Annotated in this window: 22 protein-coding genes and 1 pseudogene; 5 read left to right on the top strand and 18 right to left on the bottom strand. The window is 72.8% G+C overall.

Annotated features, from left to right (window positions below; genetic code table 11):
• Positions 1 to 66: 66 nt before the first annotated feature.
• The 10 genes and pseudogenes from alc to J2S55_RS05035 form a co-directional block, all read right to left on the bottom strand.
• Complete coding sequence (gene alc / locus J2S55_RS05080; protein WP_306857661.1) at positions 67 to 1,029, bottom strand: allantoicase; 963 nt, start codon at positions 1,027 to 1,029, stop codon at positions 67 to 69.
• 42 nt (positions 1,030 to 1,071) lie between these two features.
• Entirely contained in the window at positions 1,072 to 2,550 is a 1,479-nt protein-coding gene (gene allB, locus J2S55_RS05075) for an allantoinase AllB (RefSeq protein WP_306857660.1), read from the bottom strand.
• 99 nt (positions 2,551 to 2,649) lie between these two features.
• Positions 2,650 to 3,858, bottom strand: a complete 1,209-nt coding sequence (locus J2S55_RS05070) for a glycerate kinase (RefSeq protein WP_306857659.1) — start codon at positions 3,856 to 3,858, stop codon at positions 2,650 to 2,652.
• A gap of 197 nt (positions 3,859 to 4,055) precedes the next feature.
• The gene (locus J2S55_RS05065) at positions 4,056 to 5,444 is read right to left on the bottom strand and encodes an 8-oxoguanine deaminase (RefSeq protein ID WP_306857658.1); all 1,389 of its coding nucleotides are present in this window, start codon (positions 5,442 to 5,444) and stop codon (positions 4,056 to 4,058) included.
• 55 nt (positions 5,445 to 5,499) lie between these two features.
• A complete protein-coding gene (locus J2S55_RS05060) occupies positions 5,500 to 5,973 on the bottom strand; it encodes a (2Fe-2S)-binding protein (RefSeq protein ID WP_306857657.1) in 474 nt (157 codons plus the stop codon).
• Complete coding sequence (locus J2S55_RS05055; RefSeq protein WP_306857656.1) at positions 5,973 to 6,848, bottom strand: FAD binding domain-containing protein; 876 nt, start codon at positions 6,846 to 6,848, stop codon at positions 5,973 to 5,975. Before J2S55_RS05055 ends, J2S55_RS05060 begins: the two co-directional genes overlap by 1 nt.
• Before the next feature lie 2 nt (positions 6,849 to 6,850).
• On the bottom strand, positions 6,851 to 7,732 hold the full coding sequence (pucL, locus tag J2S55_RS05050) for a factor-independent urate hydroxylase (RefSeq protein ID WP_306857655.1): 882 nt from the start codon (positions 7,730 to 7,732) through the stop codon (positions 6,851 to 6,853).
• 2 nt (positions 7,733 to 7,734) lie between these two features.
• Positions 7,735 to 8,046 (bottom strand): hydroxyisourate hydrolase, encoded by a 312-nt coding sequence (gene uraH, locus J2S55_RS05045; RefSeq protein ID WP_306857654.1) that lies wholly within the window; start codon positions 8,044 to 8,046, stop codon positions 7,735 to 7,737.
• A 51-nt stretch (positions 8,047 to 8,097) separates the two neighbouring features.
• Positions 8,098 to 8,334 carry a 2-oxo-4-hydroxy-4-carboxy-5-ureidoimidazoline decarboxylase gene (locus J2S55_RS05040; RefSeq protein WP_306857653.1) on the bottom strand — a complete coding sequence of 79 codons (237 nt, stop codon included), beginning with the start codon at positions 8,332 to 8,334 and terminating at the stop codon, positions 8,098 to 8,100.
• A gap of 121 nt (positions 8,335 to 8,455) precedes the next feature.
• Positions 8,456 to 8,629 (bottom strand): annotated as a pseudogene (locus tag J2S55_RS05035) (2-oxo-4-hydroxy-4-carboxy-5-ureidoimidazoline decarboxylase); the annotation flags it as partial.
• A gap of 171 nt (positions 8,630 to 8,800) precedes the next feature.
• On the opposite strand from J2S55_RS05035, the gene J2S55_RS05030 reads away from it, so the two are divergent.
• Positions 8,801 to 9,640, top strand: coding sequence for a deoxyribonuclease IV (locus J2S55_RS05030; RefSeq protein WP_306857652.1), 840 nt, complete (start codon positions 8,801 to 8,803; stop codon positions 9,638 to 9,640).
• 607 nt (positions 9,641 to 10,247) lie between these two features.
• On the opposite strand, the gene J2S55_RS05025 is transcribed toward J2S55_RS05030, so the two are convergent.
• The 3 genes from J2S55_RS05025 to J2S55_RS05015 form a co-directional block, all read right to left on the bottom strand.
• Positions 10,248 to 11,012, bottom strand: coding sequence for a LytR/AlgR family response regulator transcription factor (locus tag J2S55_RS05025; RefSeq protein ID WP_306857651.1), 765 nt, complete (start codon positions 11,010 to 11,012; stop codon positions 10,248 to 10,250).
• A 75-nt stretch (positions 11,013 to 11,087) separates the two neighbouring features.
• A complete protein-coding gene (locus tag J2S55_RS05020; RefSeq protein ID WP_306857650.1) occupies positions 11,088 to 12,275 on the bottom strand; it encodes a histidine kinase in 1,188 nt (395 codons plus the stop codon).
• 48 nt (positions 12,276 to 12,323) lie between these two features.
• On the bottom strand, positions 12,324 to 12,944 hold the full coding sequence (locus J2S55_RS05015; RefSeq protein WP_306857649.1) for a molybdopterin-dependent oxidoreductase: 621 nt from the start codon (positions 12,942 to 12,944) through the stop codon (positions 12,324 to 12,326).
• A 371-nt stretch (positions 12,945 to 13,315) separates the two neighbouring features.
• Between J2S55_RS05015 and aroF the strand changes: the two genes are divergently transcribed.
• The gene (aroF, locus tag J2S55_RS05010) at positions 13,316 to 14,353 is read left to right on the top strand and encodes a 3-deoxy-7-phosphoheptulonate synthase (RefSeq protein WP_306857648.1); all 1,038 of its coding nucleotides are present in this window, start codon (positions 13,316 to 13,318) and stop codon (positions 14,351 to 14,353) included.
• A 141-nt stretch (positions 14,354 to 14,494) separates the two neighbouring features.
• Here the strand turns inward: aroF and thiI are convergent, their stop codons facing one another.
• Positions 14,495 to 15,697 (bottom strand): tRNA uracil 4-sulfurtransferase ThiI, encoded by a 1,203-nt coding sequence (gene thiI, locus J2S55_RS05005; RefSeq protein WP_306857647.1) that lies wholly within the window; start codon positions 15,695 to 15,697, stop codon positions 14,495 to 14,497.
• Positions 15,698 to 16,203: 506 nt separating this feature from the next.
• Between thiI and J2S55_RS05000 the strand changes: the two genes are divergently transcribed.
• Positions 16,204 to 17,127 (top strand): hypothetical protein, encoded by a 924-nt coding sequence (locus J2S55_RS05000; protein ID WP_306857646.1) that lies wholly within the window; start codon positions 16,204 to 16,206, stop codon positions 17,125 to 17,127.
• Positions 17,128 to 17,641: 514 nt separating this feature from the next.
• Here J2S55_RS05000 and J2S55_RS04995 read toward each other — a convergent pair.
• Positions 17,642 to 18,667 carry a 6-phosphofructokinase gene (locus J2S55_RS04995; RefSeq protein ID WP_306857645.1) on the bottom strand — a complete coding sequence of 342 codons (1,026 nt, stop codon included), beginning with the start codon at positions 18,665 to 18,667 and terminating at the stop codon, positions 17,642 to 17,644.
• A 327-nt stretch (positions 18,668 to 18,994) separates the two neighbouring features.
• Positions 18,995 to 19,942, bottom strand: a complete 948-nt coding sequence (locus tag J2S55_RS04990) for a lactonase family protein (protein ID WP_306857644.1) — start codon at positions 19,940 to 19,942, stop codon at positions 18,995 to 18,997.
• Positions 19,943 to 20,124: 182 nt separating this feature from the next.
• Here J2S55_RS04990 and J2S55_RS04985 point away from each other — a divergent pair, with 182 nt between their 5' ends.
• Complete coding sequence (locus tag J2S55_RS04985; RefSeq protein WP_306857643.1) at positions 20,125 to 21,024, top strand: bifunctional helix-turn-helix transcriptional regulator/GNAT family N-acetyltransferase; 900 nt, start codon at positions 20,125 to 20,127, stop codon at positions 21,022 to 21,024.
• A gap of 171 nt (positions 21,025 to 21,195) precedes the next feature.
• On the opposite strand, the gene J2S55_RS04980 is transcribed toward J2S55_RS04985, so the two are convergent.
• Positions 21,196 to 22,344, bottom strand: coding sequence for an alkaline phosphatase PhoX (locus J2S55_RS04980; RefSeq protein ID WP_306857641.1), 1,149 nt, complete (start codon positions 22,342 to 22,344; stop codon positions 21,196 to 21,198).
• A 197-nt stretch (positions 22,345 to 22,541) separates the two neighbouring features.
• On the opposite strand from J2S55_RS04980, the gene J2S55_RS04975 reads away from it, so the two are divergent.
• Positions 22,542 to 25,613: a KAP family P-loop NTPase fold protein gene (locus J2S55_RS04975; protein ID WP_306857640.1), complete on the top strand. Its 3,072-nt coding sequence runs from the start codon at positions 22,542 to 22,544 to the stop codon at positions 25,611 to 25,613.
• Between the two features lie 10 nt (positions 25,614 to 25,623).
• On the opposite strand, the gene J2S55_RS04970 is transcribed toward J2S55_RS04975, so the two are convergent.
• Positions 25,624 to 25,806 carry a hypothetical protein gene (locus tag J2S55_RS04970; protein ID WP_306857639.1) on the bottom strand — a complete coding sequence of 61 codons (183 nt, stop codon included), beginning with the start codon at positions 25,804 to 25,806 and terminating at the stop codon, positions 25,624 to 25,626.

Here is a 25,806-nt window from a genome sequence, read left to right as displayed (position 1 = left end):
TGGTGACCAGCCCTTCCGCCCAGGGCCGGCCCTCCCGCTCCGTGGTGGCCGGCCCGGGCCGGCGGATCAGCCTTCCCCGCCTCCGGCGAGGGTGCCGTGCAGGCGGACGCGGGCGAGGCCGCCGTCGGGGTAGATGTCCACCCGGACATGGGTGAGGGCGGGGGCGTCGTGAATGCGGAAGCGGTGCGGGGTGTCGGGCTGCAGGCGGGTGCGGGGCAGCAGTTCGGTCCAGGTGGTGCCGTCGGCGGTGCCGCGCAGGGAGACCTCGGCGGGGGCGTTGAACAGCAGGTTGGTCGTGTCGATCTCGGCGAGCTTGATGACGCCGGGGCCGGCCAGGCGGATCAGCAGCCAGTCGTTGCCGCCGTCGCGGCGGCGGGCGGTCTCCCAGCCCTCGGCCTGGTGGCGGGCCAGGCCGGGGGCGATGACGTTGTTGGGGGCGGAGTAGAAGCCGTTGGAGCAGTCGGTGACCAGGGCGCCGTTGGCCAGCGCGGCCAGGTCCAGGCCGAGGCCCTCGTACAGGGTCAGGTCGGGGCGGGCCTCACCGTGGGCGCGCAGCCGGGCGACGCCGCCGTCGGGGAAGATGTTCAGCCGCAGGTGGGTGTGGCGGTGCCGGTCGGTCACGGGGAAGGGGTGTTCGGCGTCGCCGCGCAGGGCGCTTCTGGGGACGAGCTGCGTCCAGGGGGCGGTCTGCAGCTCGGCGACCGTGGGGTGGCCCTCGACCGCGGTGGCCTCGACGGAGGCGTGCGGCGGGTAGTTGCCGGTGAACCAGGCGGTGTCGATCACGATGCCGTGGACGAGACCGGGCAGGCCGAGCCGGATGATGGCCCAGTCATGGCCGGGCTCGCGCCGGCGGCGGGTCTCCCAGCCGTCGTAGAGCTGGCCTTTGGGGCCGAAGGTGTGGTGCTGGAAGCCGGGGCGGCCGGGGCGGATCAGGCTCTCCCGTTCGGCGAAGGACTCGTCGCTGGCCGCGACGACCGCGCCGCCGAGGGTGCGCAGGGCCAGATCGGGCAGTGCGGTGAAATCACTCACGGCAAGAACCTTCCACTTGTGGTTATGGCGCGCTCCTCATGGTCATGGCGCGCTCTGCTCCCCGGCGGCGCGCTCCTGCTCCGGGAGGGGTGCTCCGGCCGTCCGCCCCGGTTCCGTGAGCCGCTCCACGGCCGCCGCCCGCCCCGGCCCCGCAAGGCGCTCCACAGCCGCCGCCCGCCCCCGGTGGCGCTCCGGTGCCGGGGTGGGCCGCAGGAAGACTCCTCGGGGGACGTCGCCCACGGCCTGCCCGCGCAGCCAGGTGGCGCGGACCACGCCGCGCAGCGTCCTGCCGTGGTAGGGCGTGACCGGGTTGCGGTGGTGCAGGGCGGCCGCGTCCACGGTGTGGGCGGCGTCGGCGTCGAAGGCGACCAGGTCGGCGTCCCCGCCCACGGCGATGGCGCCCTTGCCGGCCAGCCCGGCCAGCTCCGCGGGGTTGGCCGCCATCCACCGGACCACCTGGCCCAGGCCGTACCCGCGCCGTGACGCCTCGGTCCAGACGGCCGACAGGCCGAGCTGGAGGGAGGAGATCCCGCCCCAGGCCGCAGCGAAGTCGGGCACCTTCAGATCCGGGGTGGACGGCGAGTGGTCGGAGACGACGCAGCTCAGCACCCCGTCGGCGAGCCCCCGCCAGAGCTCCTCCCGGTTGGCCTCCGACCGGATCGGCGGGCAGCACTTGAACTCGGTCGCCCCCCGCGGCACCTCCTCGGCCGTCAGCGTCAGGTAGTGCGGGCAGGTCTCGGCGGTGATCCTGACGCCCTCCCGCCGTGCCCGGGCCAGGGGCTGCAGGCACAGCGCGGACGACACGTGCAGGATGTGCGCCCGCACGCCGGTCTCGGCGGCCAGCGCGACGACCCGCTCGACGGCACGGCGCTCGGACTCCCCCGGCCGGGAGGCGAGGAACTCCCGGTAGCCGGGGCCCGCCGGGCCGCCGAGCAGCGCCGGGTCCTCGGCGTGGACGATCAGCAGGCCGTCGAAGGAGGCGATCTCCACCATGGCCGCCCGCAGCTCCCCGGCCGCCAGCGGCGGGAACTCCTCCACCCCGGACGGCGACAGGAAGCATTTGAAACCGTGCGCCCCGGCCTCGTGCAGGGCCCTGAGGTCCCCGAGGTTGCCCGGGATCGCGCCGCCCCAGAAGCCCACGTCGACCAGGCACTTGCCGGCCGCGGCCCGCTTCTTGGCGGCCAGCGCGGCCACGTTCACGGTCGGCGGCAGCGAGTTGAGCGGCATGTCCACGATGGTGGTGACGCCCCCCGCCGAGGCGGCCCGGGTGGCCGAGGCGAACCCCTCCCAGTGCGTCCGCCCGGGCTCGTTGACGTGCACGTGGGTGTCCACGAGCCCGGGCAGCAGCGCGACCTCGCCGAGGTCGACCTGGGCGGCGGCGTCCAGGACGGCGTCGTAGGGGTGCAGGCCGGCGATCCTGCCCTGCCGTACGGCCACCGCCGCCGGGCCCTCGCCCCCGGGCAGTACGGCCCGGCGGGACCGGATGACCAGATCCGTCACATGTTCAGTCCGCGCGTTCATCGCCTTTCGACCTCCCTGTCCGGCGGCCGGACGCCCCGGTGCCCGGCCGGGCCGCCGGCGCCCGGTGCGGCGCGGGCGGTCCGGCCGGGCGGCGGCCCGTCAAAGATGTCTCCGCGCGATCTCGCGCGCGACCCGCTCCAGCAGCGGACCCGCCTCGGACATGCACACGGCCGGGTCGGGCTCGATGTCGGTGAGCGCGTAGGCGGCCGTGATGCCCGCCGCCTCCAGCTCCTCGTCGCCGAGGTCGCGGCGCCCGCAGACCGCGACGACGGGGACCCCCGCCTTGACCGCGGCGGCCGCGACCCCGGCGGGAGCCTTGCCGCGCAGGGTCTGCCCGTCCAGCGAGCCCTCTCCGGTGACGACGAGGCGGGCGCCGTCGAGCAGGGCGTGGAAGCCGAGCAGGTCGAGCAGGTATTCGATGCCGGGACGGACGTCGGCCGACAGAAAGGCCAGGGCGGCGAAGCCGACCCCTCCGGCGGCGCCCGCGCCCGGCTGGGCGGCCACGCCCATCGGGCGGACGATCCCGTCGTGCTCGATGGCGCCGGCCAGGCCGTGGGTGTGCGCGGCGACGGCGGCGAGTCTGGCGAGGGCCCTTTCGAGCACCTTCACCTCCTCGGGGTCCGCGCCCTTCTGCGGGCCGTACACGGCGGCGGCGCCGTACGGGCCCAGCAGCGGGTTGTCCACGTCGCTGGCGACGACGAACTCGACATCATCAATCGCGATAAGTCCGGATTTATCGATTTTCTCCAGGTCACGCAGGGCGGCGCCGCCGTACGGCAGCTCCCGCCCGTCGGCGTCCAGGAAGCGGACGCCCAGCGCCTGCATCATGCCGGCGCCCCCGTCGGTGGAGGCGCTGCCGCCGAGCCCGAGCACGATCCGCCCGGCGCCGCGCCGCACGGCATGGGCGATCAGCTCGCCGGTGCCGTAGCTGGTGGCGGTCAGCGCCTGGAGGCCGCCGGTCAGGCGGCGCAGGCCGGACGCCTCGGCAAGCTCGATCACGGCCGTCGCCACCCCGGCGCGCGCCGGGGTGGGCGAGGGGTCCGGGCCGGCGTCCCCGGCGGGCTCGCGCCAGGCGTAGGCGGCCCGGACCGGCTGCCCGGCGGGGCCGGTGACCTCGACCTCGACACGGCTGAACCCGCAGGCCACGACCGCGTCCACGGTGCCGTCGCCGCCGTCGGCCACCGGCAGCGCGACCGTGGCGACGTCCGGGCCCAGGCCCGCCGCCACCCGGGCGGCGACCTCGGCCCCGGTCAGCGACCCCTTGAACTTGTCCGGGGCGATGACGACATGCCCTGACGACTCAGACAACCCTGCTCCCTGGTGGAGGATGGGCGGACACGCGCGCGGCCGGCGCGGCCGGGGCGAGCGCGTTCCGGAACCCGGTGAGATGGACGACCATCATCACACCCGCCCGGCGGCGGGCCCGCACCCGCCCACGGCCCGGCGGCCCGGCGCGCGTAGGCCGCGCCCGGAACCGGCCGGCTCGGCGCGCCCGCCGGGTCCGCTCACCGGCCGGCCTCCCCGCCCACGGCCACGCCCCGCTCGCCGGCCAGGCGCATCAGGCGGCGGCGGGCCGCGCCGCCGGCGCGGCCGAGCTCGTCCTGGGCGACCGTGCGCAGCTCGTCGTCCTCCACGACCGTCTCACCGCCCACCAGGAGGCGGGCCAGCGGTGGTTGCCGGCTGCCGAAGACCAGGGCGCAGAGCGGGTCGGCGACGGCCGAGGCGAAGCCCTCACCGGTCCGCCACAGGGCGATGTCGGCGAGTTTGCCGGCCTCCAGGGAGCCGATCTCCTCCTGGCGGCCCAGGTTCCGCGCGCCGCCGAGGGTGGCGATCTCCAGGGCCTGCCGGGCGGTGAGCGCGGCCGGTCCGTATCTGGCCCGCTGCAACAGCAGCGTCTGGCGCATCTCCCCCGACAGCGAGGTCAGCTCGGAGGAGGCGCTGCCGTCCACCCCGAGACCGACGTTCGCGCCGCGCTGGAGCATCTGCGACACCCGGGCGATCCCGGCGCCGAGACGGCCGTTGGAGCTCGGGCAGTGCGCCGAGCCGGTGCCGGTCCGGGCGAACCTGCCGATGTCGGAGTCGCTCAGGTGGACCGTGTGGGCGAACCACACGTCCGGGCCGAGCCAGCCGAGCTTGTCCATGTAGTCGACCGGGCGCATGCCGAACTGGGCCAGGCAGTGCTCCTCCTCGTCGAGGGTCTCGGCCAGGTGGGTGTGCAGGCGCACCCCCTTGGCCCTGGCCAGCGAGGCCGCCTCGGTCATCAGGTCGGCGGTGACCGAGAACGGCGAGCACGGGGCGACGGCGACGCGCAGCTTCGAGGAGAAGGACGGGTCGTGGTAGGCGTCGACGGCCTCGGCCGTCGCGGTGAGGATCTCGTCGAGCTCCTCCACCACCACGTCCGGCGGTAGGCCGCCCCGGGAGGCGCCCCGGTCCATCGACCCCCGGGCGGGGTGGAAGCGGATGCCCACCTCCCGGGCCGCCTCGATCTCCGCGGCGAACAGGTCGCCGCGGCCCTTGGGGAAGATGTAGTGGTGGTCGCTGGAGGTGGTGCAGCCCGACAGCGCCAGATGGCCCAGGCCCGCGCCCGCCGCGCCCCTGACGATCTCGGCGTCCATCGCGGCCCACACCGGGTAGAGGGCCACCAGCCATTCGAAGAGCGTGGCCTCCTGGGCCAGGCCCTGGGAGGCCCACTGGTAGAGGTGGTGGTGGGTGTTGACCAGACCGGGGGTGGCCAGGCAGCCGGCGCCGTCGACCCTGGCGGCGCCCGGGACCGCCGGGGCGGGGCCGGGGCCGAGCGCCGCGATCCGGTCGCCCTCGACGTGGATGTGGCCGGAGGGGATCTCCGGGCCCACGACCGGGGCGATGTGCACGTTCTCGATCAGGGTCGCGCCCATGTGGCCTCCTCCGGCCGCCCGGCCCGCGTACCCGCCCGGCCGCCGTCCCGCCCGCTCACTCCGCGGCCGACTTCCGGGCGGCGGCGAGCCGTACGGCCTCAATGATCTTCTCGTAGCCGGTGCACCGGCACAGGTTGCCCGCCAGCGCCTCGCGGATCTCGGCGTCGGAGGGGCGCGGGACCCGCTCGATCAGGTCGTGGGCCTGGACGATGAGGCCGGGGGTGCAGAAGCCGCACTGGACGGCGCCGCACTCGACGAAGGCCTCCTGCAGCGGGTCGAGCCGGTCGCCCTCGGCCAGTCCCTCGACCGTGCGGATCCGCCGCCCCTCGGCCTGGCCCGCCGCCACCAGGCAGGCGCAGACGGGGGCGCCGTCGAGGTAGACGGTGCACGAGCCGCACTCGCCCTGCTCGCAGGCGTTCTTGGCGCCCGGCAGGCCCACCCGCTCGCGCAGGACGTACAGCAGGCTCTCGCCCTCCCAGACGTCGTCGGCCGTCTCCTCGCGGCCGTTGACGGTGAAGCTGACGCGCATCAGCCCGCCCTCCTTCCAAGCTGTCCGGCGCGGAAGTCGTTCCATGCCCAGGTCAGGGTGCGGCGCGCCATCACGCCGATGGCGTGCCTGCGGTAGCCGGCGGTGCCGCGCACGTCGTCGATCGGCGAGGCCGCCTCCGCGGCCAGCTCGCCGAAGCGCCGCAGCACCGCGGGGTCGAGCGGGGCGTCCCAGTCGAGTTCGGCGGCGAGGAACTCCTCGGCCGCCGCCGCCCGGCGGGGGGTCGGGGCGGCCGAGCCGATGCCGGTGCCCACCCGCCGCTCGCCGGGGTGGAGCGCGACCGCGAACGAGCAGACCGCGATCACCATGGCGTTGCGGGTGCCGACCTTGGAGAAGTATTGGGGGCCGCTCGCGGGGCTCATCCAGAACGCCCGGATCAGCTCGTCGGCCGCCAGGGCGCTCCGCTTGACCCCGAGGTAGAACCCGGCGGCGGGGATCATCCGCACGCCGCGGGCGGCGGACTCGACCTCGATGACCGCGTCCCCGGCCAGCAGCGGCGGGTGGCTGTCCCCGGCGGGCGAGGCCGCGCCGAGGTTGCCTCCCACGGTGCCGCGGTTGCGGATCTGCGGCGAACCGACCGTCCGCGCCGCCTGCGCCAGGCCCGGCAGGCGGTCGCCGAGCTCGGTGATCAGCCGCGCGTACGGCACGCCCGCGCCGACCCGCAGCCGCCCGTCCTCCTCGGCGCTCCACGAGGTCAGCTCGGCGACCCGGTTCAGGTCGAGCAGCGCGGCGGGCCGGCGGAGGTCGAAGTTGAGCTCCACCATCATGTCGGTGCCGCCCTGGATGGGCGCGGCCTCGGGCGTCTCGGCCTTGGCCGCCAGTGCCTCGGCCCATGTCTGCGGTCGCAGGAAATCCATGGTCAGTCCCAGGCGCAGTGGGCGGCGGGGGCGTCGTCGTGGAGCACGGCGCCCTCGATCAGCCCGTAGGGGCGGTCGGCGGCGTAGAACACCTCGTCCGGGTTGTCGAGCCCGAACGGTGTCAGATCCACCGGGAAGTGGTGCTTGTTCGGCATCGCCAGGCGCACCTCGCAGATCTCGCCACGGGCCTGCAGCACCCGCTCGCCCATCGCGTAGAGCGTCTGCTGCAGCGACAGGCTGTGGGTGTCGGCGAACGCCTCCAGCAGGCATCGCCGCACCTCACTGTACGACTTGCCGAACGGGGACCCGTCGGAGACATGCCGCCACGCGGCCGAGACCTCGGTGGCCAGGACGCGGTCGAAGGCGGGCTGGAGGGTGGTGTAGTCGTCGACGGCGAAGCCGTGGAACTCCGAGCCGGTGGAGTTCAGCACCATCAGGTTCTTGAGCCCGGAGACCACGGTCGAGGTCCCGTCGCGGTCGTGGTGGACGACACAGGTGCGCACCTCCCTGCCCGAGCGGACGAAGGAGTGCCGCTCGTCGGCGGGCCCCTGGGTGGGGATGCGGTCCCAGAAGTATTCCTCGATCTCCACGCGGGCGTGGTGGACGGCCGGCTGGGAGCTCACGTAGTGGCGGGCCAGCAGCAGCGCGAAGTCCTCGATCTGATCCACGCCGTGCTTCCTGGCGAAGGCGTAGGTGGTGTTCTTCTGCGTGTCCGTCGGCAGCACCGCGGCGTTGTCGCCCCGCAGGTGCGTCTCCCGCATGTCGCCCGAGAGCGCGGAGCTGACGTTGATGTCCTTGATGTGGTGGACGCCGCCGTCCCTGACGACGCGGACCAGGCGGGTCTCGGCCTTGCCGTAGCGATTGGGCCCGAGGATGACGGCCATGTCTAGCTCCCTCGATACGTCGAGTAGGCGAACGGGCTCAGCAGCAGGGGCACGTGATGGTGCTCGTCCGGGTCCCGGACCGTGAAGTCGATCGAGACCTGCGGGTAGAAGGTCTCCACCCGCCGGGCGGCGAAGTAGCCGCCGGTGTCGAAGACCAGCCGGTGGGCGCCCGCCCCGGACGTCCAGCCGCCTATCCGGCCGTCGGCGTCGGTGACGCCCTCGGCCAGCACCGCCCCCGCCCGCTCCAGCCGTACGGCGACGCCGGCCGCGGGCCTGCCCAGCGCGGCGTCCAGCACATGTGTGGACAGGCTCATGCTCGCTCCTCCTCTCTCATGCGACCTCCTCCTCCGTCATGCGGTCTCTCGTCATGCGGTCTCTTCCAGCAGCTTCGCCACGCGCAGGCGGGTGATCTCGGCGAGTTCGGCGCGGACGACCCCGTGCTCCGCGTCGTCGTCGTTACGCAGCCGCCCGCGCAGCCGGCTCAGCATCTCCTCGGCCGTCAGGCCGGTGGCGCAGACCAGGTAGACGTGGCCGAACCGCTCCTCGTAGGCCCGGTTGCCCTCGGCCAGCCCGTCGAGCACCGCCTGGCCGGCCGCCGCCACGCCGGACTGCTCCCGCCGGGACCAGGACGCCTCCCGGCCGGCCCCGCCGGCGCGCTCCCCCGATGCGCGGGTGCGCCTCCAGTGCCTCCTGGACGTCCGGCCAGGCCAGGGCGCGCACCGCGGCGACAGCCGTCTCGGCCAGCTCGGCGAGGTCGCGGTAGGGGCGCCGCGCGGCCACCTGACGGGCGAAGGCCCGGGAGGCGCAGCACGTCAGCAGTCCGGCCTCGGCCTCGGCGACGCTCAGCGCGTTGAAGCCGGCCGTCCCCGCCGGCGGCGTGGGGTTCACGTTCGGCATGACAGCAGTACACACACCGGTCCCCGGCGCGGTCCAGCAGCGGGAGGTCCGAAGGGGGCCAAGGGTTTGCCCCGGGTTTTCGTGTCATGCTCCAAACCGGGGCGGCCCGCCCCGGCCGGGAGCCCGCGACGGCCGGAAACCGTCGGCCCCAGCGCCTAAACTGAGCCCATCATGACTTCTCTCTCCCTCATCGGCGGCCAGGTCTCCGTCACCGGCGGCCTGGCCAAGGGCGGCCTGCAGTACGCCTCGGACATCGGCGCCGAGATGATCCAGGTGTTCGTCAGCAACCCCCGCGGCTGGGCGCTCGCCGCGGGCAACCCGGTCCAGGACACCCGGCTGCGCGAGTCGGGCGTGCTGTCCTTCGTGCACGCCCCCTATCTCATCAACATGGGCTCCCCTAGCGCCGACACGCTGGAGAAGTCGGTGGCGACCGTACGGCACGGCCTGCAGCGCTCCTACGCGATCGGCGCCGCGGGCATGGTGGTCCACACGGGGTCGGCGGTGAGCCAGTCCCGGGAGGCGGCGCTGCGCCAGCTCCACGAGCACCTGCTCCCGCTGCTGGAGGAGATCCCCGACGACGGCCCCGACCTGCTGCTGGAGCCGATGGCCGGGCAGGGCGCGATGCTCTGCGCGACCGTCCAGGACCTGGAGCCCTATCTGGCCGCCCTCGACTGGCACCCGAAGGCGGGCATCTGCCTGGACACCTGCCACGCCTTCGCCGCCGGCCACGACCTGTCGACCCTGGAGGGCGTCGGGGAGACCCTCGACGCCCTGCACGCGATCGCCCCGGGGCGGCTGAAGCTGATCCACGCCAACGACTCCAAGGACGTGTGCGACTCCAAGAAGGACCGCCACGAGAACATCGGCGCGGGCCACATCGGCATCGAGCCCTTCGGCGAGCTGATGCGTCACCCGGTGGCCGCCGGGGTGCCGCTCTGCATCGAGACCCCGGGCCCCGTCGACAAGCACCGCGAGGACATCGCGCTGCTGAAGAAGCTCCGCGACGCCTGAGCCCGCGCGGCCACCGCCGCCGACCTTACGGCGTGGGGACCTGGGCGAGGCCGGCGACCCGTGGCGGTGACAGCGCGGGCCCGCCACCCGTGTCCCGACGCCCGCCACCGGATCGAGCACTGCGCGGTCACCGCTGACGCCGCCCGCCGGCGAGCCCCCTTGCCCGCCGGCGGGATGAGACGGGACGCCCGGTCTCGTGATCCGGCCGCCCCCGCGGGCCAGATCACGGGCCGGCCCACGGGCTGGCGCGGACGTCCCGTCACACCGGAGAGCGCCGGGCCCTCCCCCCGATCCGGGGCCCGGCGACCGGACGGCCGGCCGTTTCCGCGACCGCCCGGGACTCCGCGCACCAGGACCTGTCCGAGCCTCCCGGCTCTGTCCCCCCCTGGTGCGGCGGGTCCGGCTCTCCGATGAAGGGAACACTAGAGGGGCGCCCCGGCGGGCGACCGCTCCTTTCCGGCCAGCGCGTCTAACGGTGTGTAGTCGTCGATGTGCGGAGAGTGTCGGCGCGACGAGCGGCGGGACCGGAGCGACGAGCGGTCGATTCCCGCGGCGGCACGCGCTCCGGGACGCGGGTCCGACGGGCCCGCGGGCGGCGCCCGGCGGCTCATCTGAGCGCGCCGGAGGCCAGCGAGCGGTCCTGGAGCTGGCGGTCGCGGACGAGCTGCTCGCGGACCTGGCGGGTGTGGCGGCGGCTGACCGGCAGCGTCTCCGAGCCGACCTGCAGGGTCACGCGGCCGCCGTCGAAGCGCATCTCGCTCACGTGCCGCACCGAGACCAGCGTGCTGCGGTGCACGCGGATGAACCCCGATCCGGCCCAGCGCCGCTCCAGCGCGGCCAGCGACATGCGCACCAGATAGTTGCCGTCGACGGTGTGCAGCCGCACGTAGTCTCCCCGCGCCTCGGCGAAGCGGACCGCCTGCTGGGCCACGAAGCGGGTGCGCCCGCTCAGCTCGACCGGGATGACGTCCTCCGGGACCGGCTCGCCCGCCGCCGGCGTCATGGACTCCAGGCGCCGTACGGCCTCCGCCAGCCGGTCGGCCCGGACCGGCTTGAGCAGGTAGTCGACCGCCTCCAGGTCGAACGCCTGGATCGCGCAGTCCTCGTGGGCGGTGACGAACACCAGCCGGGGCGGGTTGGGGAAGGCCCCGATGAGCCGGGCCAGGTCGAGGCCGCCCAGGCCCGGCATCCGGATGTCGAGGAACACCCCGTCGAGCCGTTCGCCGGCGCCGATCATCTGGACCATGTCCTGAAGCGCGGTTATCCCTCCGGGGGCGGTGGAGACGTGCTCGATGCGGGGATCGTGGCGGAGGAGGTGGGCAAGCTCCTCCAGCGCGGGGACCTCGTCGTCAACGGCCAGGACTCGCAACATGGATCCACGCTGCCCCGGAACCGCGCCCACCGCAATAGAAATGTCAACTTTAAGTAAAACTATGACTACTAATAGCTATAACTCAGGGGGGACCTTGGGCACGCGCAGCCGTATTCTGGTACCGGCGCCCAGCTCGGTCTCCACGACGAGCCCGTAGCCCTCCCCGTAGATCCGGCGCAGCCGCACATCCACGTTGGCCATGCCGATGCCGCCCTCGTCCGGCCCCTGGCCCCGGTCGTCGGCCAGCAGCCGCCGGGCCCGCGCCGGGTCCATGCCGAGCCCGTCGTCCTCGACGGCGATGTGGACCTCGGGGCCGGCGTCCCTGACGACCACCTGGACCTCACCGGCGCCGCCGGTGGCGGCTATGCCGTGTTTGATGGCGTTCTCGACCAGCGGCTGCAGGCACAGGAACGGCACCGGCACCGGCAGCGCCTCCGGCGCCACCTGGACGGTGAAGCGGAGCCGCTCGCCGAACCTGGCCCGCTCCAGCAGCAGGTAGCGGTCCACGCAGCGCAGCTCGTCGGCCAGGGTGGTGAAGTCCCCGCCCCGGCGCAGCGCGTGCCTGGTGAAGTCGGCGAAGTCCATCAGCAGCTCGCGGGCCCGCTCGGGGTCGGTGCGGACGAAGGAGGCGATCGTGGTCAGGGAGTTGTAGACGAAGTGCGGGGAGATCTGCGCGCGCAGCGCCCGCGTCTCCGCCTCCATCGCGCGCCTGCGGGAGGAGTCGAGCTCGGCCAGCTCCAGCTGGCCGGAGACCCAGCGGGCGACCTCCGTGACGGTCCGGACCAGCGCCGCGCTCACCTCGGCGTCGTAGGCGGCCAGCGCGCCGATCACCCGGCCCTCCACGGTGAGCGGCACCACCGCCGCGCCCCGGATCACGCAGCCCGGCGTGTCGCAGGCGAGCACGCCCCCCGCCACCACGTACGGGCGTCCCGACGAGAACACGGTGCGGGCGTGCTCGGGCGCGTGGTCGCGGTGGCAGTCCATCGCGCCGTCCCAGGCGAGCACGCCGTCGATGTCCGTCACCGCGATGGCGCTGGTGCCCAGCAGCGCGCGCAGGTGGCGGATCGCCTTGCGCGCGGAGTCGCGCGTCAGGCCGGCCCGCAGCGACGGGGCCGCCAGGGCGGCGATGTGCAGGGTGGCGAAGGTGGCCTCGTCCGGCAGGCCCGCCGGATTGCGGGGGGCGGCCGGCCGCCGGCGGGACAGGACGAACCCGAGAAAAGTGCTGGCGGCGCAGAGCAGCACCCAGGCACTGGTCGACCACATGCGGGAAACCGTAGTCAACCGCTCCGGTCAATCAGGGGTGAACGCCGATCACGGCGGGCCTTCGCCCGGTTCCTCCTGATAGGAGTAGCGCTGCTCGCGCCAGGGGTCGGCGACGTTGTGGTAGCCGCGCTCCTCCCAGAAACCGCGCCTGTCCTCCAGCAGGTATTCCACCGCGCGCACCCATTTGACGCTCTTCCACGCGTACAGGTGCGGGACGACCACCCGGACCGGGAACCCCCGTTCCGGGGAGATGGGCTTGTCGTCGAGCTCCAGGGCGAACAGCGTGTGGCCGCGGGTGAAGTCGCTCATCCGCATGTTGGCGCTGTAGCCGTACTCGGCCCAGATCATCACGTGCCTCACCTCGGGGGCGGGCGGGGCCATCTCCATCAGCGTCGCCGCGGACACCCCTCGCCACTCGTTCCCCATGATCGAGAACTTGGTGACGCAGTGGAAGTCGGCCAGGACCGTGGTGCGCGGCAGTTCGGAGAACTGCGGCCAGGTGAAGCGGTGCTGCTCGCCCGAGGCGGTCGCCCCCATGACCCGCAGCTCCCACGTCGCCGGGCGGAACGTGGGCACCCGGCCGTAATGGATCACCGGACGTCCCCGGGGGACGTACTGGCCTGGAGGCAGGCGAGTCTCCTCCCGTGGAGTTTCGGACTGCTCCACCATCACTCCCCTCGCCGTTGTCCCCACCGGCACGGGGTGGTCCTGTTCCCCGGCGGCACGGGGGCAATCCTGCCATCGCCGGTCCGCCGCCACCGCAGCGGCCACCGGATAACGCCCTCCGCCGTGTCGGCGCGGGGCGCCCGCCGCGGTCCGGACGCCGGCGGCCGCTCCCGGCCGGCGGGCCGGCGTGTCCCGGCGGTGCGCTACTATTGCCGGCGATGCGTACTGCGTTCTGGTTTTGGTATGGCGACGGACCCGTGGGTCGGACCGTTCGCCGCCAGATGCTGCGCTGACAGCCAGGCGAACGAAGGCCCCGGGTCCGTTACGGACCCGGGGCCTTCTGCGTTCACGGACCTTTTCATCGAAGGAGAGACATGGTCATCGTCATGGGCCCGGATGCCGCCCCCGCGGACATCGAGGCGATCGTGGAGACCATCGGCGCGGCGGGCGGCGAGGCGTTCGTCAGCCGCGGCGTGAGCCGTACGATCATCGGGCTGGTGGGCGACGTCGCCCAGTTCAGCGCGCTCGACCTGCGCGGCATGCGCGGGGTGGCCGACGTGATGCGGGTGACCGCCCCCTACAAGCTGGTCAGCCGTGACAACCACCCCGAGCGGTCCACGATCCGGGTCGGCGGCGTGCCGATCGGCCCCGGCACCGTCACCCTGATCGCCGGCCCCTGCGCGGTGGAGACCCCCCAGCAGACCCTGGAGGCGGCCGAGATGGCCAAGGCCGCCGGGGCCACCCTGCTGCGCGGCGGCGCCTACAAGCCCCGCACCTCCCCCTACGCCTTCCAGGGGCTGGGCGAGGCGGGTCTGCGCATCCTCGCCGACGTGCGCGAGCAGACCGGCCTGCCCATCGTGACCGAGGTCGTGGACGCCCACGACGTCGAGCTGGTCGCCTCCTACGCCGACATGCTGCAGATCGGCACCCGCAACGCGCAGAACTTCGCGCTGCTGCAGGCGGTCGGCGGCGTCGGCAAGCCGGTCATGCTCAAGCGCGGCATGAACGCCACCATCGAGGAGTGGCTGATGGCCGCCGAATACATCGCCCAGCGCGGCAATCTCGACATCGTGCTGTGCGAGCGCGGCATCCGCACCTTCGAGACCGCCACCCGCAACACGCTGGACGTCTCCGCCGTCCCGGTCGCCCAGCGCCTGTCGCACCTGCCGGTCATCGTCGACCCGTCCCACTCCGGCGGCCGGCGCGACCTGGTCCTGCCGCTCACCCGCGCCGCCATCGCGGTCGGCGCCGACGGCGTGATCATCGACGTCCACCCCCACCCCGAGCAGGCCCTCTGCGACGGCCCCCAGGCCCTGGTCGACGGTGACCTGGACGAGCTCGCCCGGGTGATCCGCGAGTTCCCGCCGCTGGTGGGCAGGACCGCGGCCGGCGACGCCCTGGCGTCCGCCTGACCGTCGCCCATGTCCGACCCCGCGTTTCAGCCACGCCACGAGCGCCCGTTTCTCCCGGCGCGGCCGGCGCCACAAGCCGCCGGCCGCGCCCACGGATGACCGGACCCACCTCCGGCGGGGATCCGCGCCGGCGGGACGGGCTCAGCCCTCCAGCTTGTACTCCTGGAGGGATCCGGCGAGCTGGACGGCCAGCTCCTCGGCGTCGAGACGCTTCTCGATCTGCCGCAGGTCCGCGATCTTGGCGGCGGTCTCGGCTCGGCGGGGCGCCAGGAGCGTGCAGCAGTCCTCGTCGGGCAGCTCGGAGATCTCCAGGGTGCCGATACGGCGGGCCTCGGCCATGATCTCGGTCTTGTCCAGGCCGATGAGCGGCCGCAGGATCGGCAGGTCGACCGCGTCGTCCTGGGCGGTGATGTTCTGCAGGGTCTGGGAGGAGACCTGGCCCAGGGAGTCACCGGTGATCAGCGCTCCGGCCCGGAGGCGGCGGGCGACCTCCTCGGCGGTCTTGAGCATCAGGCGGCGCTGGGAGATGACCGCGAGCCGGTCCTGACCGGAGGACTTGATGGACTGCTGGGCCTTGCCGAACGGGACGACCCAGAGCCGGGACCTGCCCTGGAACTTGTCCAGGGCGCGCACCAGGGCATACGCCTTGTAGATGGACTCCGACGTCGTGAACGGGATGCCGGAGAAGTGCAGGAAGTCCACGCGCAGGCCGCGGCGCATCATCCGGTAGGCGGCCACCGGCGAGTCGATGCCGCCGGACATCAGGACCAGGCCGCGGCCACTGGTGCCGACCGGCAGGCCGCCCTGACCGGGGGTGCCGCCGGTGAAGACGAAGACCTCGTCCCGGTCGACCTCGATGGAGACGACCAGCTCGGGGTTCTTCAGATCGACCGGCAGGCCGTAGATGTCGTTGAGCTCGCCGCCGATCGAGCGGTCCATCTCCATCGAGGTCATCGGGAAGCGCTTGTCGCGGCGGCGGGAGCGGACCGCGAAGGAGACGCCGCGCCTGACGTCCTCCCGGTCGGCCAGCAGCTCGATCGCCGCCTTGGTGACCGCGCCCGGGTCCTTCTCCACCCGCCAGGCGCGGTGGATCCAGACCAGGCCGGGGACGTAGGAGACCCGCTCGGCGACCGCGTCGGCGACCGCGGGCGCGGTGCCGTCCGGCAGGAAGAGCGCGATGACGCCGTGGCGCTGGCGCACGTCCACCTTGAAGTCGAAGTCCTTCAGGGCCGCCTTGATGTTGGCCTGCAGCCGCTGCTCGAAGAGCTCGCGGTTGTTTCCTTTGAGGACGACCTCGCCCAGTTTGAGCAGAACGCAGGGCTCTCCCAAGGCGGACATGGTCATGCTGCAACCTCCGGTGGAACAGTGAAGTTCGGGGGAAATACGGGCCTACCGCCCAGTGTGGCGCGTAACCGCCTCAAGACAACGCCTCGACCTAGTCACTTTAGTCCGCCTCACGACCGTCCGGAGCGGCACCGGGGCTCGACGCGGCACGGGGACTCGCACCGGCGCGGCGGCCCGACCCGGCACGGGGACTCATCCCGGCACGGCGGCCCGACCCGGCACGGATCCGGTGAACGCTCGGCGTGACGCGGAACGGGGCCCCGGCGGACGGGCCGTACGCTCGGCGCATGATGAACCCCCGTTGACGGACGATCGTCCGTCAACGGGGGAGGAAGGTCAGGTGTCCACGGGATCCGGTGTGCGCAACGGCTCCGCGCCCACCTGACGGCCAGCCGGGTCCGCGGGATGGCGCCGACGCGCGGCGCCGCCGACCTCGGCGATCACGCCATGCCACCCGGCTCCGATTCCGATGCCCCCACGGGCCGGTCCTCTCTCCGTCAAAGGTCATGACGGGCGGCTCTTCTTTTCTCTGTACGGCTTTTCTCTGTACGGCCCCCGCCGCAGCGGTTGCTCTGGAATGCGGCGGAGCGACCACGCAGGCAGCCCTCGCCTTCCGAGGCGGATTCCGCCTTCTGTGCCGAGCACGCCCTGACGGCCTCACCGCGGACGTTCTCGGTCTTTTCGATCTCTCTCCCGTCCGGGCCGTTCCGCAAGGCCGGCGGGAGAGTCCTTCACCTGTCCGGGCGGACCTAGTTGTTGTTGTTATTGTTGTTGTTGTTCCCGCCCCGCAGGTTGTTGTTGTTGTTATTGTTGTTGTTGTTCCCGCCTCCGTTGTTATTGTTGTTGTTATTGTTGTTGTTCCCGCCTCCATTATTGTTGTTGTTGTTGTTATTGTTGTTGCCTCTGCCGTTGTTGTTGTTGTTGTTATTGTTGTTGTTCCCGCCTCCGTTATTGTTGTTGTTATTGTTGTTGTTGTTCCCCCTGCCGTTGTTATTATTGTTGTTGTTGTTATTGTTGTTGCCCCGGCCGTTGTTATTGTTGTTATTGTTATTGTTGTTGTTACCTCGGCCGTTGTTGTTGTTATTGTTGTTGTTGTTGTTCCCGCCTCCGTTGTTGTTGTTATTGTTGTTGTTGTTATTGTTGCGCTTCCGCGGCGGACGTGCCGCCGGGGTCAGCAGGGAAGTGGTGACGGTCGTGGCCGCGGTCACGCCCGAGGTGCTGGCGCCGGCAGACTGAGCCGGCAGCGTCGCGGGAGCGATGAGGGCAGAGGCCACCATCACACCAGCGGCGAGAGCGTTTCTGGCCTTGGTCATAGAGATCACTCCATGTCGCGTTGGACGCGTCCGGGCGATACCCGGGCGATGAAAACGCCGGACCGGTATCACGGAAGACGCCGACACGGCGCGGAACCTGAATTCGACGCTAGTTGAGGAGAACTGGGAGGGTCATCCCAGTGAGGCAAAAGGCTCGGTTTCGGTGTGATTACTTCCCGGCCTCGAATGGCCACCCAGAGCGATCGAACAATTACCTGGAGTCATTATTGCCGGGGTGGAGGCAATGGGAGACGGGACGGCGGGCGGGCCGGTCAGGGTCACGGGCGCGTAAGCGACACCCCGAGCCGATCACGTGAATATCCGGCTGACGGGCCGGGGCCACCGCCACGGTCCGCCCCGGCTCCGCACGCGATGTCTCCGGCTGCCCCGCGGAGCAGTTCTCAACAGCGGTCGTTCACCAATTTCCGGCCACGAGAACACAGTTCTCACCCAGAAGGACATGGAAGACCCGATGCCGGCCGTACCGGCGGCCGTACCGGCGGAGAGCGGAGGGGTCGCGGAAGGGCCCACAGGAAGCGGAAGGGCCCGCGGAGACCGGAAGGGCCCGCGGAGAGCGGAAGGGGCCGCCCCACCGGGGCGGCCCCTTCTCTCACGTCCCGTCGCGGACCTGTCAGCCGAAGAAGACCTCGGCCTCCTCGTAGCGGCCGACCGGCACGGTCTTCAGCTCCTTGGTGGCCTCGGCGAGGGCGACCCTGACGATGTCGGTGCCCTGCAGCGCGACCATGATGCCGAAGTGGCCGTCGTGCACGGCGTCGATGGCCTGCAGGCCGAACCGGGTGGCCAGCACCCGGTCGAAGGCCGTCGGCGTGCCGCCGCGCTGGATGTGGCCGAGCACGGTGGTGCGGGCCTCCTTGCCGGTCCGCTTCTCGATCTCCTTGGCGAGCACCTCTCCGATGCCGCCCAGCCGGACGTGGCCGAACGAGTCGAGCTCACCCGCCTGGAGCGCCATCTGGCCCTCGATCGGGTGCGCGCCCTCGGCCACCACGACGATCGGCGCGTAACGGGTCTTGAAACGGGACTCGACGTAGGCGCAGACCCGGTCGATGTCGAAGGGCTTCTCCGGGATGAGGATGACGTTGGCGCCCCCGGCCATGCCGGCGTGCAGGGCGATCCAGCCCGCGTGGCGCCCCATGACCTCACAGATCAGCGCGCGGTGGTGGGACTCGGCGGTGGTGTGGAGCCGGTCGATCGCCTCGGTGGCGATGTTGACGGCGGTGTCGAAGCCGAAGGTGTAGTCGGTGGCGCTGAGGTCGTTGTCGATCGTCTTCGGCACGCCGACGACCTTGACCCCCCTGTCGAAGAGCTGCTTGGCGACGCCGAGGGTGTCTTCGCCACCGATCGCGATCAGCGCGTCGACGCCGGTCTCCGCCAGGTTGTCCTTGATCTTCTCGACGCCGCCATCGATCTTGATAGGGTTGGTCCGCGACGAGCCGAGAATCGTGCCGCCACGCGGCAGAATGCCCCGGACGGCCTGAATGTCCAGCGGCATGGTGTCGCCTTCGAGCGGACCGCGCCAGCCATCGCGGAATCCGATGAATTCATGCCCGTAGACGCTGGTCCCTTTGCGTACGACTGCGCGGATAACGGCGTTCAGGCCGGGGCAGTCGCCGCCCCCGGTTAGCACTCCAATACGCATGGCATCCTCCGGTGGTGGTTCCGAGGCAAGACGGCCAGACTAAATGGGGTGACGCGGCCGGTGCGGGATTTCCGGCGCCGACGCAACGCATTCTGCCTGCTGATGTGGCCAATGGTCTAGACCAAATTGGAGGAGTCCTCACATGTCGCTTCTCGCCATCGGTGTTGGAACGGCCGGTGGTGTGGAGCGCCGGCTGTCATCCCAGTCTTCTCCATGCTCCTCACGCGTCCGCGCGTGAGGAGCACGTCACGCGTCCGCGCGTGAGAAGCACCTCACGCCCCGCTCCGCCACCGGCCCGCCCGGGTCCGGGGTCCGCGGCCGTCGCCGTCAGGTCAGCGGCAGCACGCACGAGGGGGTGCCCACCGCGAACACCTCTCCGCCGAACCGCGGGATCCCCTCCTCCAGCGTCAGTACGGCGATGCCGTCGGAGCGCTGGTTGGCCACATACATCCGGCCGTCGGCGATGGCGAAGTGTCGTGGCCAGACGCCGCCGCAGGCGACCTCCCCGACCGGTTCCAGGCCGGGCGTGGAGAGCACCGAGATCGTGTCGGGCCCCCGGTTGCCGACGTAGACGTACCCGCCGGACACCTCCAGGTGTGAGGGGTGGTTGGGGCCCCCGGCGGTGCTGGCGGGGACGGCCCGGTTCTCGTGCCAGCCGTCGTCGTAGACGCGGACCGTGCCGTCCAGCTCCCCGGCGACGTACCAGTGCTCCCCGGAGCGGGCCATGTGCCGGGGGCCCATCCCGGGCGCGAGCCGTACCGGGCCGTCGGGGTGCGGTCTCACCTGGCCGTCGACCACGTAGCGGCGGACCTCGTCGGCGCCCAGGTCGGTCACGTACAGCACGCCGTCGGGGCCGAAGACGGCCTGGTGGGCATGGGCGCCGTCCCGGTAAGGGAAGATCGACACCTCGGTGAGGAGGCCGGACCCGTCGATCCCGTGCACGCTCACCGTGCCGTCGCCGTAGTTGGCCACCGCGAGCAGCGCGCCCGACGGGTCGACGGCCAGATGGCAGGGCGCCGACCCCTCGCTCGGCCGCTGGGCCAGCGGGGTCAGGGCGCCGTCGCCGGCCCTGCCGAAGACGCTGACCGTGCCCCTGTCGCTCTCCCCCACCGCGTACAGGACGGGGAGGCGGGGGTGGACGGCGAGGAAGGACGGGCCCGAGGCCACAGTGGTGCCGAGCCGTACGAGACTCCCCAGCTCCATCAGCGTGATCCCCACCCCCGACCCTCCGGTGTCCGGGGTGTATCCACCGACATACGCAACCTCAGCCATCATGCTCCCGTCGTAAAGGGCGACTTGTGCCGCTCGCAGGTCAATCATCCCTTCATGCCCGGGTTCACCCTCGGGTTCACCCCCCCGCACGACCGCCCGGCGCCCGCGCCGGCCGCAGACCGCCGGGACAGACCCGGAACGATATTCCATTGACTGAGTCAATGGAATGATTGATCCTGTCAGACATGCAGAACCATGTCGCGGAGGTCCGCGCCTTCAACCGCTTCTACACCGGGGTCATCGGCGTGCTCCACCAGGGCGTCCTGGACACTCCCTACTCCCTCACCGAGGTGAGGGTGCTGTTCGAGCTCGCCCAGCGCGACCACATGGAGACCGGCGAACTGCGGCGGCTGCTCGGGCTCGACGCCGGATACCTCAGCAGGATGCTCGGCCGGTTCGAGACCGACGGGCTGATCGTGCGCGAGCGGTCGGCCGCCGACGGCCGGCGGCAGGTCGCCGGGCTGACCGAGGCGGGCAGGGCCACCTTCGCCACCCTCGACGAGCGCTCGGCGACGCAGGTGCGTGGCCTGCTGGAGGAGGTGGGAGAGGAGGACCGGCAGCGGCTGGTGGCGAGCATGGCGGCGATCCAGGAGATCCTCACCCGGGCCCCGAAGGCCCGCCCCTACGTCATCCGCCCGCCGCGCCCGGGAGACCTCGGCTGGGTGGTGCACCGCCACGGCGTGCTCTACAGCCAGGAGTACGGCTGGGGCGAGGACTTCGAGGCGCTGGTGGCCAGGATCGTGGCCGACTACGTCGACGCCCACGACCCCGGGCGCGACGCGGGGTGGATCGCCGAGGTGGACGGCGAGCGGGCCGGATGCGTCTTCTGCGTGCACAAGGACGACGAGACGGCCCAGCTCCGGATGCTCCTGGTCGAGCCGTCCGCCAGGGGGATGGGGATCGGCGGGCGGCTCGTCGAGGAGTGCCTGCGCTTCGCCAGGGCGGCGGGCTACCGGCGGATCATGCTGTGGACCAGGGACGTGCTGACCGGCGCCCGCCGGATCTACCGGGCGGCGGGCTTCGAGCCGGTCGGCGAGGAGGCGGGCGACGGGTTCGTCGAGGAGATCTGGGCCAGAGACCTCTGACCCGCCGCACCACAGGAGCCCGCTGTCGCGGGACCTCGCAGGCCGCCCCGTGGATTCACGCCCGTGACCTGGGCGGAGAGTCGCGCCCGGCCGACGGGCGTTTCCGATGTCAGGTCCGGACGGGTCAGCCGGAGGGCTCCGGAGCGCCGCAGTGCCACCACATCGTGATCGTCAGGAGTCGCTCGTCCGACGGCGGAACGGACCGCTGACCTCGTAGGTGACGCCGCCGGTCCCGGCGGCGTCACCGCGGGCCCCGCGCTGGGAGGAGAAGTAGAGGCGGCTGCCGTCCGGGGAGAAGGCGGGGCCGGTGATCTCCGACCTGGGGTGGCCGTCGACCCGGAGGAACGGGGCGACCACCCGGCCGGGGGTGATCAGGTTGATCTGCATGTCGCCGCCGTCCTCGGCGACGTAGAGGTCACCGCCGGGAGTGCCGGTGATGTTGTCCACGCCGTTCAGCGGGGTGTCGGCGTCGTAGACGATCTCCAGGCGCTCGTTCTCCGCGTCGTAGCCCCACACCCGGTTGTCGCCCTTGGTGGTGAAGAAGCAGACGCCGTCGGCGTAGTGGCAGCCCTCTCCCCCGGCGAAGTGCCTGGCCGCGTCGACCTGGTGGCGGGTCGCCTCCAGCAACGCGGCCGGGTTGGGCACCCGCCGCCAGGTCACCGGCCCGGTGCCGGAGGGGGCGCACAGCACCTCCAGCAGGCCCGACGTCAGGTCGCCCCAGTGGGCCGGCCGGAACCGGTAGAAGCAGCCGTCCGGCTCGTCCTCGGTCAGGTAGACGACCCGCCGGTCCGGGTCGCAGGCGGTCGCCTCGTGCTTGAACCTGCCCATGGCCAGGCGCGGCATCGCGGCGCGCGAGCCGTACGGGTCGCACTCGAAGACCCGCCCGCGCGGGACCTCCTCGCACGACAGCCAGGTGTTCCACGGGGTGCGGCCGCCGGCGCAGTTGAGATTGGTGCCCGACAGGATCCGGTAGGCGCCGCGGACGGCCCCGCCGGGCCCGAACCTGATCGCCGTGGCGCCGCCGAGCAGCGGGATCTCGGAGTTGGACACGTAGATCCAGCCGTCGTCGTCGGGGAAGCACGCGCCGCCGTCGGGCGCCGGGTGCCAGAGCACCCCGCCGACCCGGTGGCCGGTGCGGGCCACGACCCTGCTGGTGAACCCGGCCGGCAGCGCGACCCCGTTGGCGTCGGGCGGGCCGGGCGGGCCGTAGGGGCCGCGGGAGCGCACCGGGGTGGCGCGCGCGGCCCCCTGCCAGAGCGATCCGGCCAGGGCCGACCCGGCGGCCAGACCTCCGGCGCGGACCAGCGTACGGCGGAGCATGGCGCCTCCTCGTTGCCTCACGGTACGCGCCCAGTCGATCGAATTCACATGAACGGGGTGACCGCCCCGGCCCAAACTTTCCGGAAACCCGGGGGCAAGCGTTCCCCAAAACCGGTCGCCCTATCGCCAAGATCCGCATGCGGCGGCGCCCGGCCGTCCAGAGTGGGGCACACATCGCCGTCAGGACGGGAGCACCGTTGAGCGAGGGACTGGCCTCCGCGCATCCGACCTTCGAGACCGCGCCCCGGGTGGGTGCCCGCAGGGCCCTGGTCTTCCTCGACCCCTCTCCGGACGCCCCGCCCGGCTCCCCGCCCGGCCCGGCCCGCACCGCCCCGCCGGACGTGCGCCTGGCCGGCGCGCTGCGCGCCGAGGGCTTCGCCGTCGACTCCGAGCGCGGCCGCGGGGCGCACGCCGACGGCGAGCGGGTGTGGGAGTTCCTGCGCTCGGCGCAGGAGCGCGACCTGCTGGTCGTCCGCCTCCCCGGCGACAACGGCTGGACCTCCGGGCAGCTCGGGTCGATGATCGGCGCGTTCGGCCGGCAGGTCGGCGAGTCGTCGGCGGCCGCCGTACTGCTGATCGTGGACTTCGGCTGGAGCGCCCTGGAGGGTTCCGCCGCACCGGTCCGGCAGCTCGCCGTGGCGGGCGAGCCCCGGGTGGCCGCGGCGGCGCTCACCCTGACCCTGAGGCTCGACGAGAGGGTCCACGGGCCCGCGCAGAGCCTGACCGGCGTCCTCGCCGACGGCCTGACCACCCGGGCCGCCGACCTGGACGGCGACGGGGTGATCACCATCGGTGACCTGCACGCCTACGCGCTGCGCCGCTACGAGAGCGTCTCCGCCGCCCGCACCCCCATCCTGATCGCCTACGGCGACGTCACGGACGTCGCGGTGACCCAGGCCCGGGACCTGTCCGCCCGCCCGCCCGCCGCCTTCGCGCGCGTGCTGGCCCGGCTCGGCGATCCCTCGCCCCCGGCCTCGGGCGCCGAGATCGTCCGGCGGGTCTACGAGCTCCAGTTGAGCGAGCCGGCCAGGGAGCTGCTGCGCAAGGCATCCCTCCTGGAAGAGGGCGAGTCGATCGACGATCTCCTCGGCGACGCCACCGAGCTCAGGAACTGGGGGCTGCTCGGCGAGACGACCATGTTCGTCCATCCGGCCGTGCGGGACTTCGCCTACTCGCGGCTGTCGGCGGCCGAGCGCGCCCGGACCTGCGCGGTGCTGCGCCGGCTGCGGGCCGGGCGGCGCCCCGTGCAGCCGCGGGCCAGGCTCACCGCCGACCGGTGGACCACCCAGGACCAGCTCGGGCACCGGGTCTACGCCGAGGCCATCGCCGCGTTCGTCCGCCACCCCGAGACGCGGCCCCCGCTCACGATCGGCGTCAAGGGGCCGTGGGGCACCGGGAAGACCTCCCTGATGCGGATGATCCAGGACCTGCTGGACCCCGGGGCCGCCGGAGACCGCCCCGCCGAGATCCACCTGCCCGGCTCCCGCGGGGAGCGGGCCCTGACCAACTCCGAGGTGCTGGCCCGGGCCCGGCGGCGGCCCGGGGAGAGCGCCGAGCTGGCCGAGCCTGGCACCCTGCCGGTGCGTCAGGCGGACTGGCGGCCGACGGTCTGGTTCAACCCGTGGATGTACCAGAACGGCGAGCAGGTATGGGCCGGGCTCGCCCACGAGATCATCAGCCAGGTCACCCGGCGGCTGCCGCGCGCGGAGCGGGAGCGGTTCTGGCTGGAGCTCAACCTGGCCAGGATCGACCGGGAGGCGGTCCGCCGGCGCGCCTACCACCTGGCGGCGACCCGGCTGATCCTGCCGGCCCTCGCCCTGGCCGCCACCCTGGTCCTCACCGGCGCCTTCCTGGCGGGCGCCGCCCTGCTGCCCGCCTCCGCCGCCCTGCTGCGGGACGCCGCCGCCGCCGTCGGCACGGCCGGCCCGCTGGCCGTGGTGGGGGCCGGCGCCGTACGGCTGGCGAGGTTCCTGCGGGAGTCGGCCGACACCGCCTTCCAGGGGCTGGTCCGCCAGCCCGACCTGCTCTCCCCCGGCACGGCGGAGGGAGCCGTCGCCGAGGCCGTGATCAACCCCGGCTACCGCTCCAGGACGGGTTTCCTCCACCTGGTCCAGACCGACATGCGGCAGGTGCTCGATCTGATCGCCACCGAGGAGCGGCCGCTGGTGGTGTTCGTCGACGACCTGGACCGGTGCTCGCCGGGGACGGTGGCGCAGGTCATCGAGGCGATCAACCTGTTCCTCGCCGGCGAGTTCCCGAACTGCGTGTTCGTGCTGGCCATGGAGCCGGAGGTGGTGGCCGCGCACGTGGAGGCCGCCTATCCGGAGCTGGTGGAGACGATGCCGGACGACGGGCGCTCCGGGCTGGGCTGGCGGTTCCTGGAGAAGATCGTGCAGCTGCCGCTGAGCGTGCCGCTGCTGGACGACGCCGACCGGCTGCCCGGCTTCGTGCGGGCGCTGCTGGGCATGCCCGAGATCTCCGGCACCGGCGGGGGCTCCGGGACGGATGCCCGCGGCGGTGCCGGCGGGACAGGCGGCGGCACGGACGCTCACGGCGAGGCACCGGAGGCACAGGTGCCCGGAACCGCGCCCGAGGCGGGGCTCCGCGGGAGGGTGCCGGAGTCGCGCAAGCCGCTCGACCTGCCGCTCGCCCTGCCCAGGACACGTCCGGTGGAGCCGGCGGACCCGGCGCTGGTGAGCCGGCTGGAGGATGCGATCTGGGGGCTGCGGCCGACGGCCGCGGATCTGGACGAGGCGGCGCGGCGGGCGCAGGAGATCCTGGGCGTGGAGGCGCTGGACGCCATCGGCGGCCTGGCCTCGGCGACGCGCGAGGCGGCCGACCGGGTCTTCGACGACCTCTACAGCGACGAGAACGCCTACCGGGCGATCGAGTCCGTGCTGCCGGTCGTGACGTTCTTCAACCCGCGCGAGATCAAGCGCTATGTGAACGTCTTCCGCTTCTACTCCTTCCTCGTCTACCGGCGCACGCTGGCCGGCGCGGCGCCCGCCTCCGACGGTGAGGTGGCCAAGCTCGCGGCGCTGACCATCCACTGGCCGCACCTGCTGTCACCGCTGGTGCGGGAGATCGACGGGGTGAGCGTGCTGCGGAGGCTCGAACGCGCCGCGGACGACGACCGGAGCTGGGAGCGGGCCGTCCGCGAGGCGGGACTGACCGGCCCGGACGCCCCGGGCCCCACCCACCTGGACACCCTGCGCGGCCTGCTCTCCTGCCCCCACCCCATCGCCGACCTGGCCCGCCACCTCCTCTGAGGGAGCGGCCTCAGACCTCCGGCCCCTCGCCCGCCGGCGGCGGGGCGGCGGCCCGGAACCGGGCGGCCTCCTGGTAGGCCGTGATCACGGCGGCGAACATGCTGACCGGCGCGGCGAGCAGGAACAGCAGCCAGCCGACGCGCGGCAGGAACAGCGGCGCGAAGAACGAACCTGTGGCGAAGATGATCCACAT

It is taken from the genome of Streptosporangium brasiliense (assembly GCF_030811595.1).
Classification (GTDB): Bacteria; Actinomycetota; Actinomycetes; order Streptosporangiales; family Streptosporangiaceae; genus Streptosporangium; species Streptosporangium brasiliense.
The sequence above is the reverse complement of the archived record's forward strand: the minus strand, read 5'-3'. Positions and strand labels throughout refer to the sequence as shown.

Excerpts from the sequence above, each read along its gene's own strand:
- allB (WP_306857660.1), bottom strand. The coding sequence starts at position 2,550 with ATGAACGCGCGGACTGAACATGTGACGGATCTGGTCATCCGGTCCCGC.
- J2S55_RS05065 (WP_306857658.1), bottom strand. The coding sequence starts at position 5,444 with ATGGGCGCGACCCTGATCGAGAACGTGCACATCGCCCCGGTCGTGGGC.
- J2S55_RS05060 (WP_306857657.1), bottom strand. The coding sequence starts at position 5,973 with ATGCGCGTCAGCTTCACCGTCAACGGCCGCGAGGAGACGGCCGACGAC.
- J2S55_RS05055 (WP_306857656.1), bottom strand. The coding sequence starts at position 6,848 with ATGGATTTCCTGCGACCGCAGACATGGGCCGAGGCACTGGCGGCCAAG.
- pucL (WP_306857655.1), bottom strand. The coding sequence starts at position 7,732 with ATGGCCGTCATCCTCGGGCCCAATCGCTACGGCAAGGCCGAGACCCGC.
- uraH (WP_306857654.1), bottom strand. The coding sequence starts at position 8,046 with ATGAGCCTGTCCACACATGTGCTGGACGCCGCGCTGGGCAGGCCCGCG.
- J2S55_RS05030 (WP_306857652.1), top strand. The coding sequence starts at position 8,801 with ATGACTTCTCTCTCCCTCATCGGCGGCCAGGTCTCCGTCACCGGCGGC.
- J2S55_RS05025 (WP_306857651.1), bottom strand. The coding sequence starts at position 11,012 with ATGTTGCGAGTCCTGGCCGTTGACGACGAGGTCCCCGCGCTGGAGGAG.
- J2S55_RS05020 (WP_306857650.1), bottom strand. The coding sequence starts at position 12,275 with ATGTGGTCGACCAGTGCCTGGGTGCTGCTCTGCGCCGCCAGCACTTTT.
- J2S55_RS05015 (WP_306857649.1), bottom strand. The coding sequence starts at position 12,944 with ATGGTGGAGCAGTCCGAAACTCCACGGGAGGAGACTCGCCTGCCTCCA.
- aroF (WP_306857648.1), top strand. The coding sequence starts at position 13,316 with ATGGTCATCGTCATGGGCCCGGATGCCGCCCCCGCGGACATCGAGGCG.
- thiI (WP_306857647.1), bottom strand. The coding sequence starts at position 15,697 with ATGACCATGTCCGCCTTGGGAGAGCCCTGCGTTCTGCTCAAACTGGGC.
- J2S55_RS05000 (WP_306857646.1), top strand. The coding sequence starts at position 16,204 with ATGACGGGCGGCTCTTCTTTTCTCTGTACGGCTTTTCTCTGTACGGCC.
- J2S55_RS04995 (WP_306857645.1), bottom strand. The coding sequence starts at position 18,667 with ATGCGTATTGGAGTGCTAACCGGGGGCGGCGACTGCCCCGGCCTGAAC.
- J2S55_RS04990 (WP_306857644.1), bottom strand. The coding sequence starts at position 19,942 with ATGATGGCTGAGGTTGCGTATGTCGGTGGATACACCCCGGACACCGGA.
- J2S55_RS04985 (WP_306857643.1), top strand. The coding sequence starts at position 20,125 with ATGCAGAACCATGTCGCGGAGGTCCGCGCCTTCAACCGCTTCTACACC.
- J2S55_RS04980 (WP_306857641.1), bottom strand. The coding sequence starts at position 22,344 with ATGCTCCGCCGTACGCTGGTCCGCGCCGGAGGTCTGGCCGCCGGGTCG.
- J2S55_RS04970 (WP_306857639.1), bottom strand. The coding sequence starts at position 25,806 with ATGTGGATCATCTTCGCCACAGGTTCGTTCTTCGCGCCGCTGTTCCTG.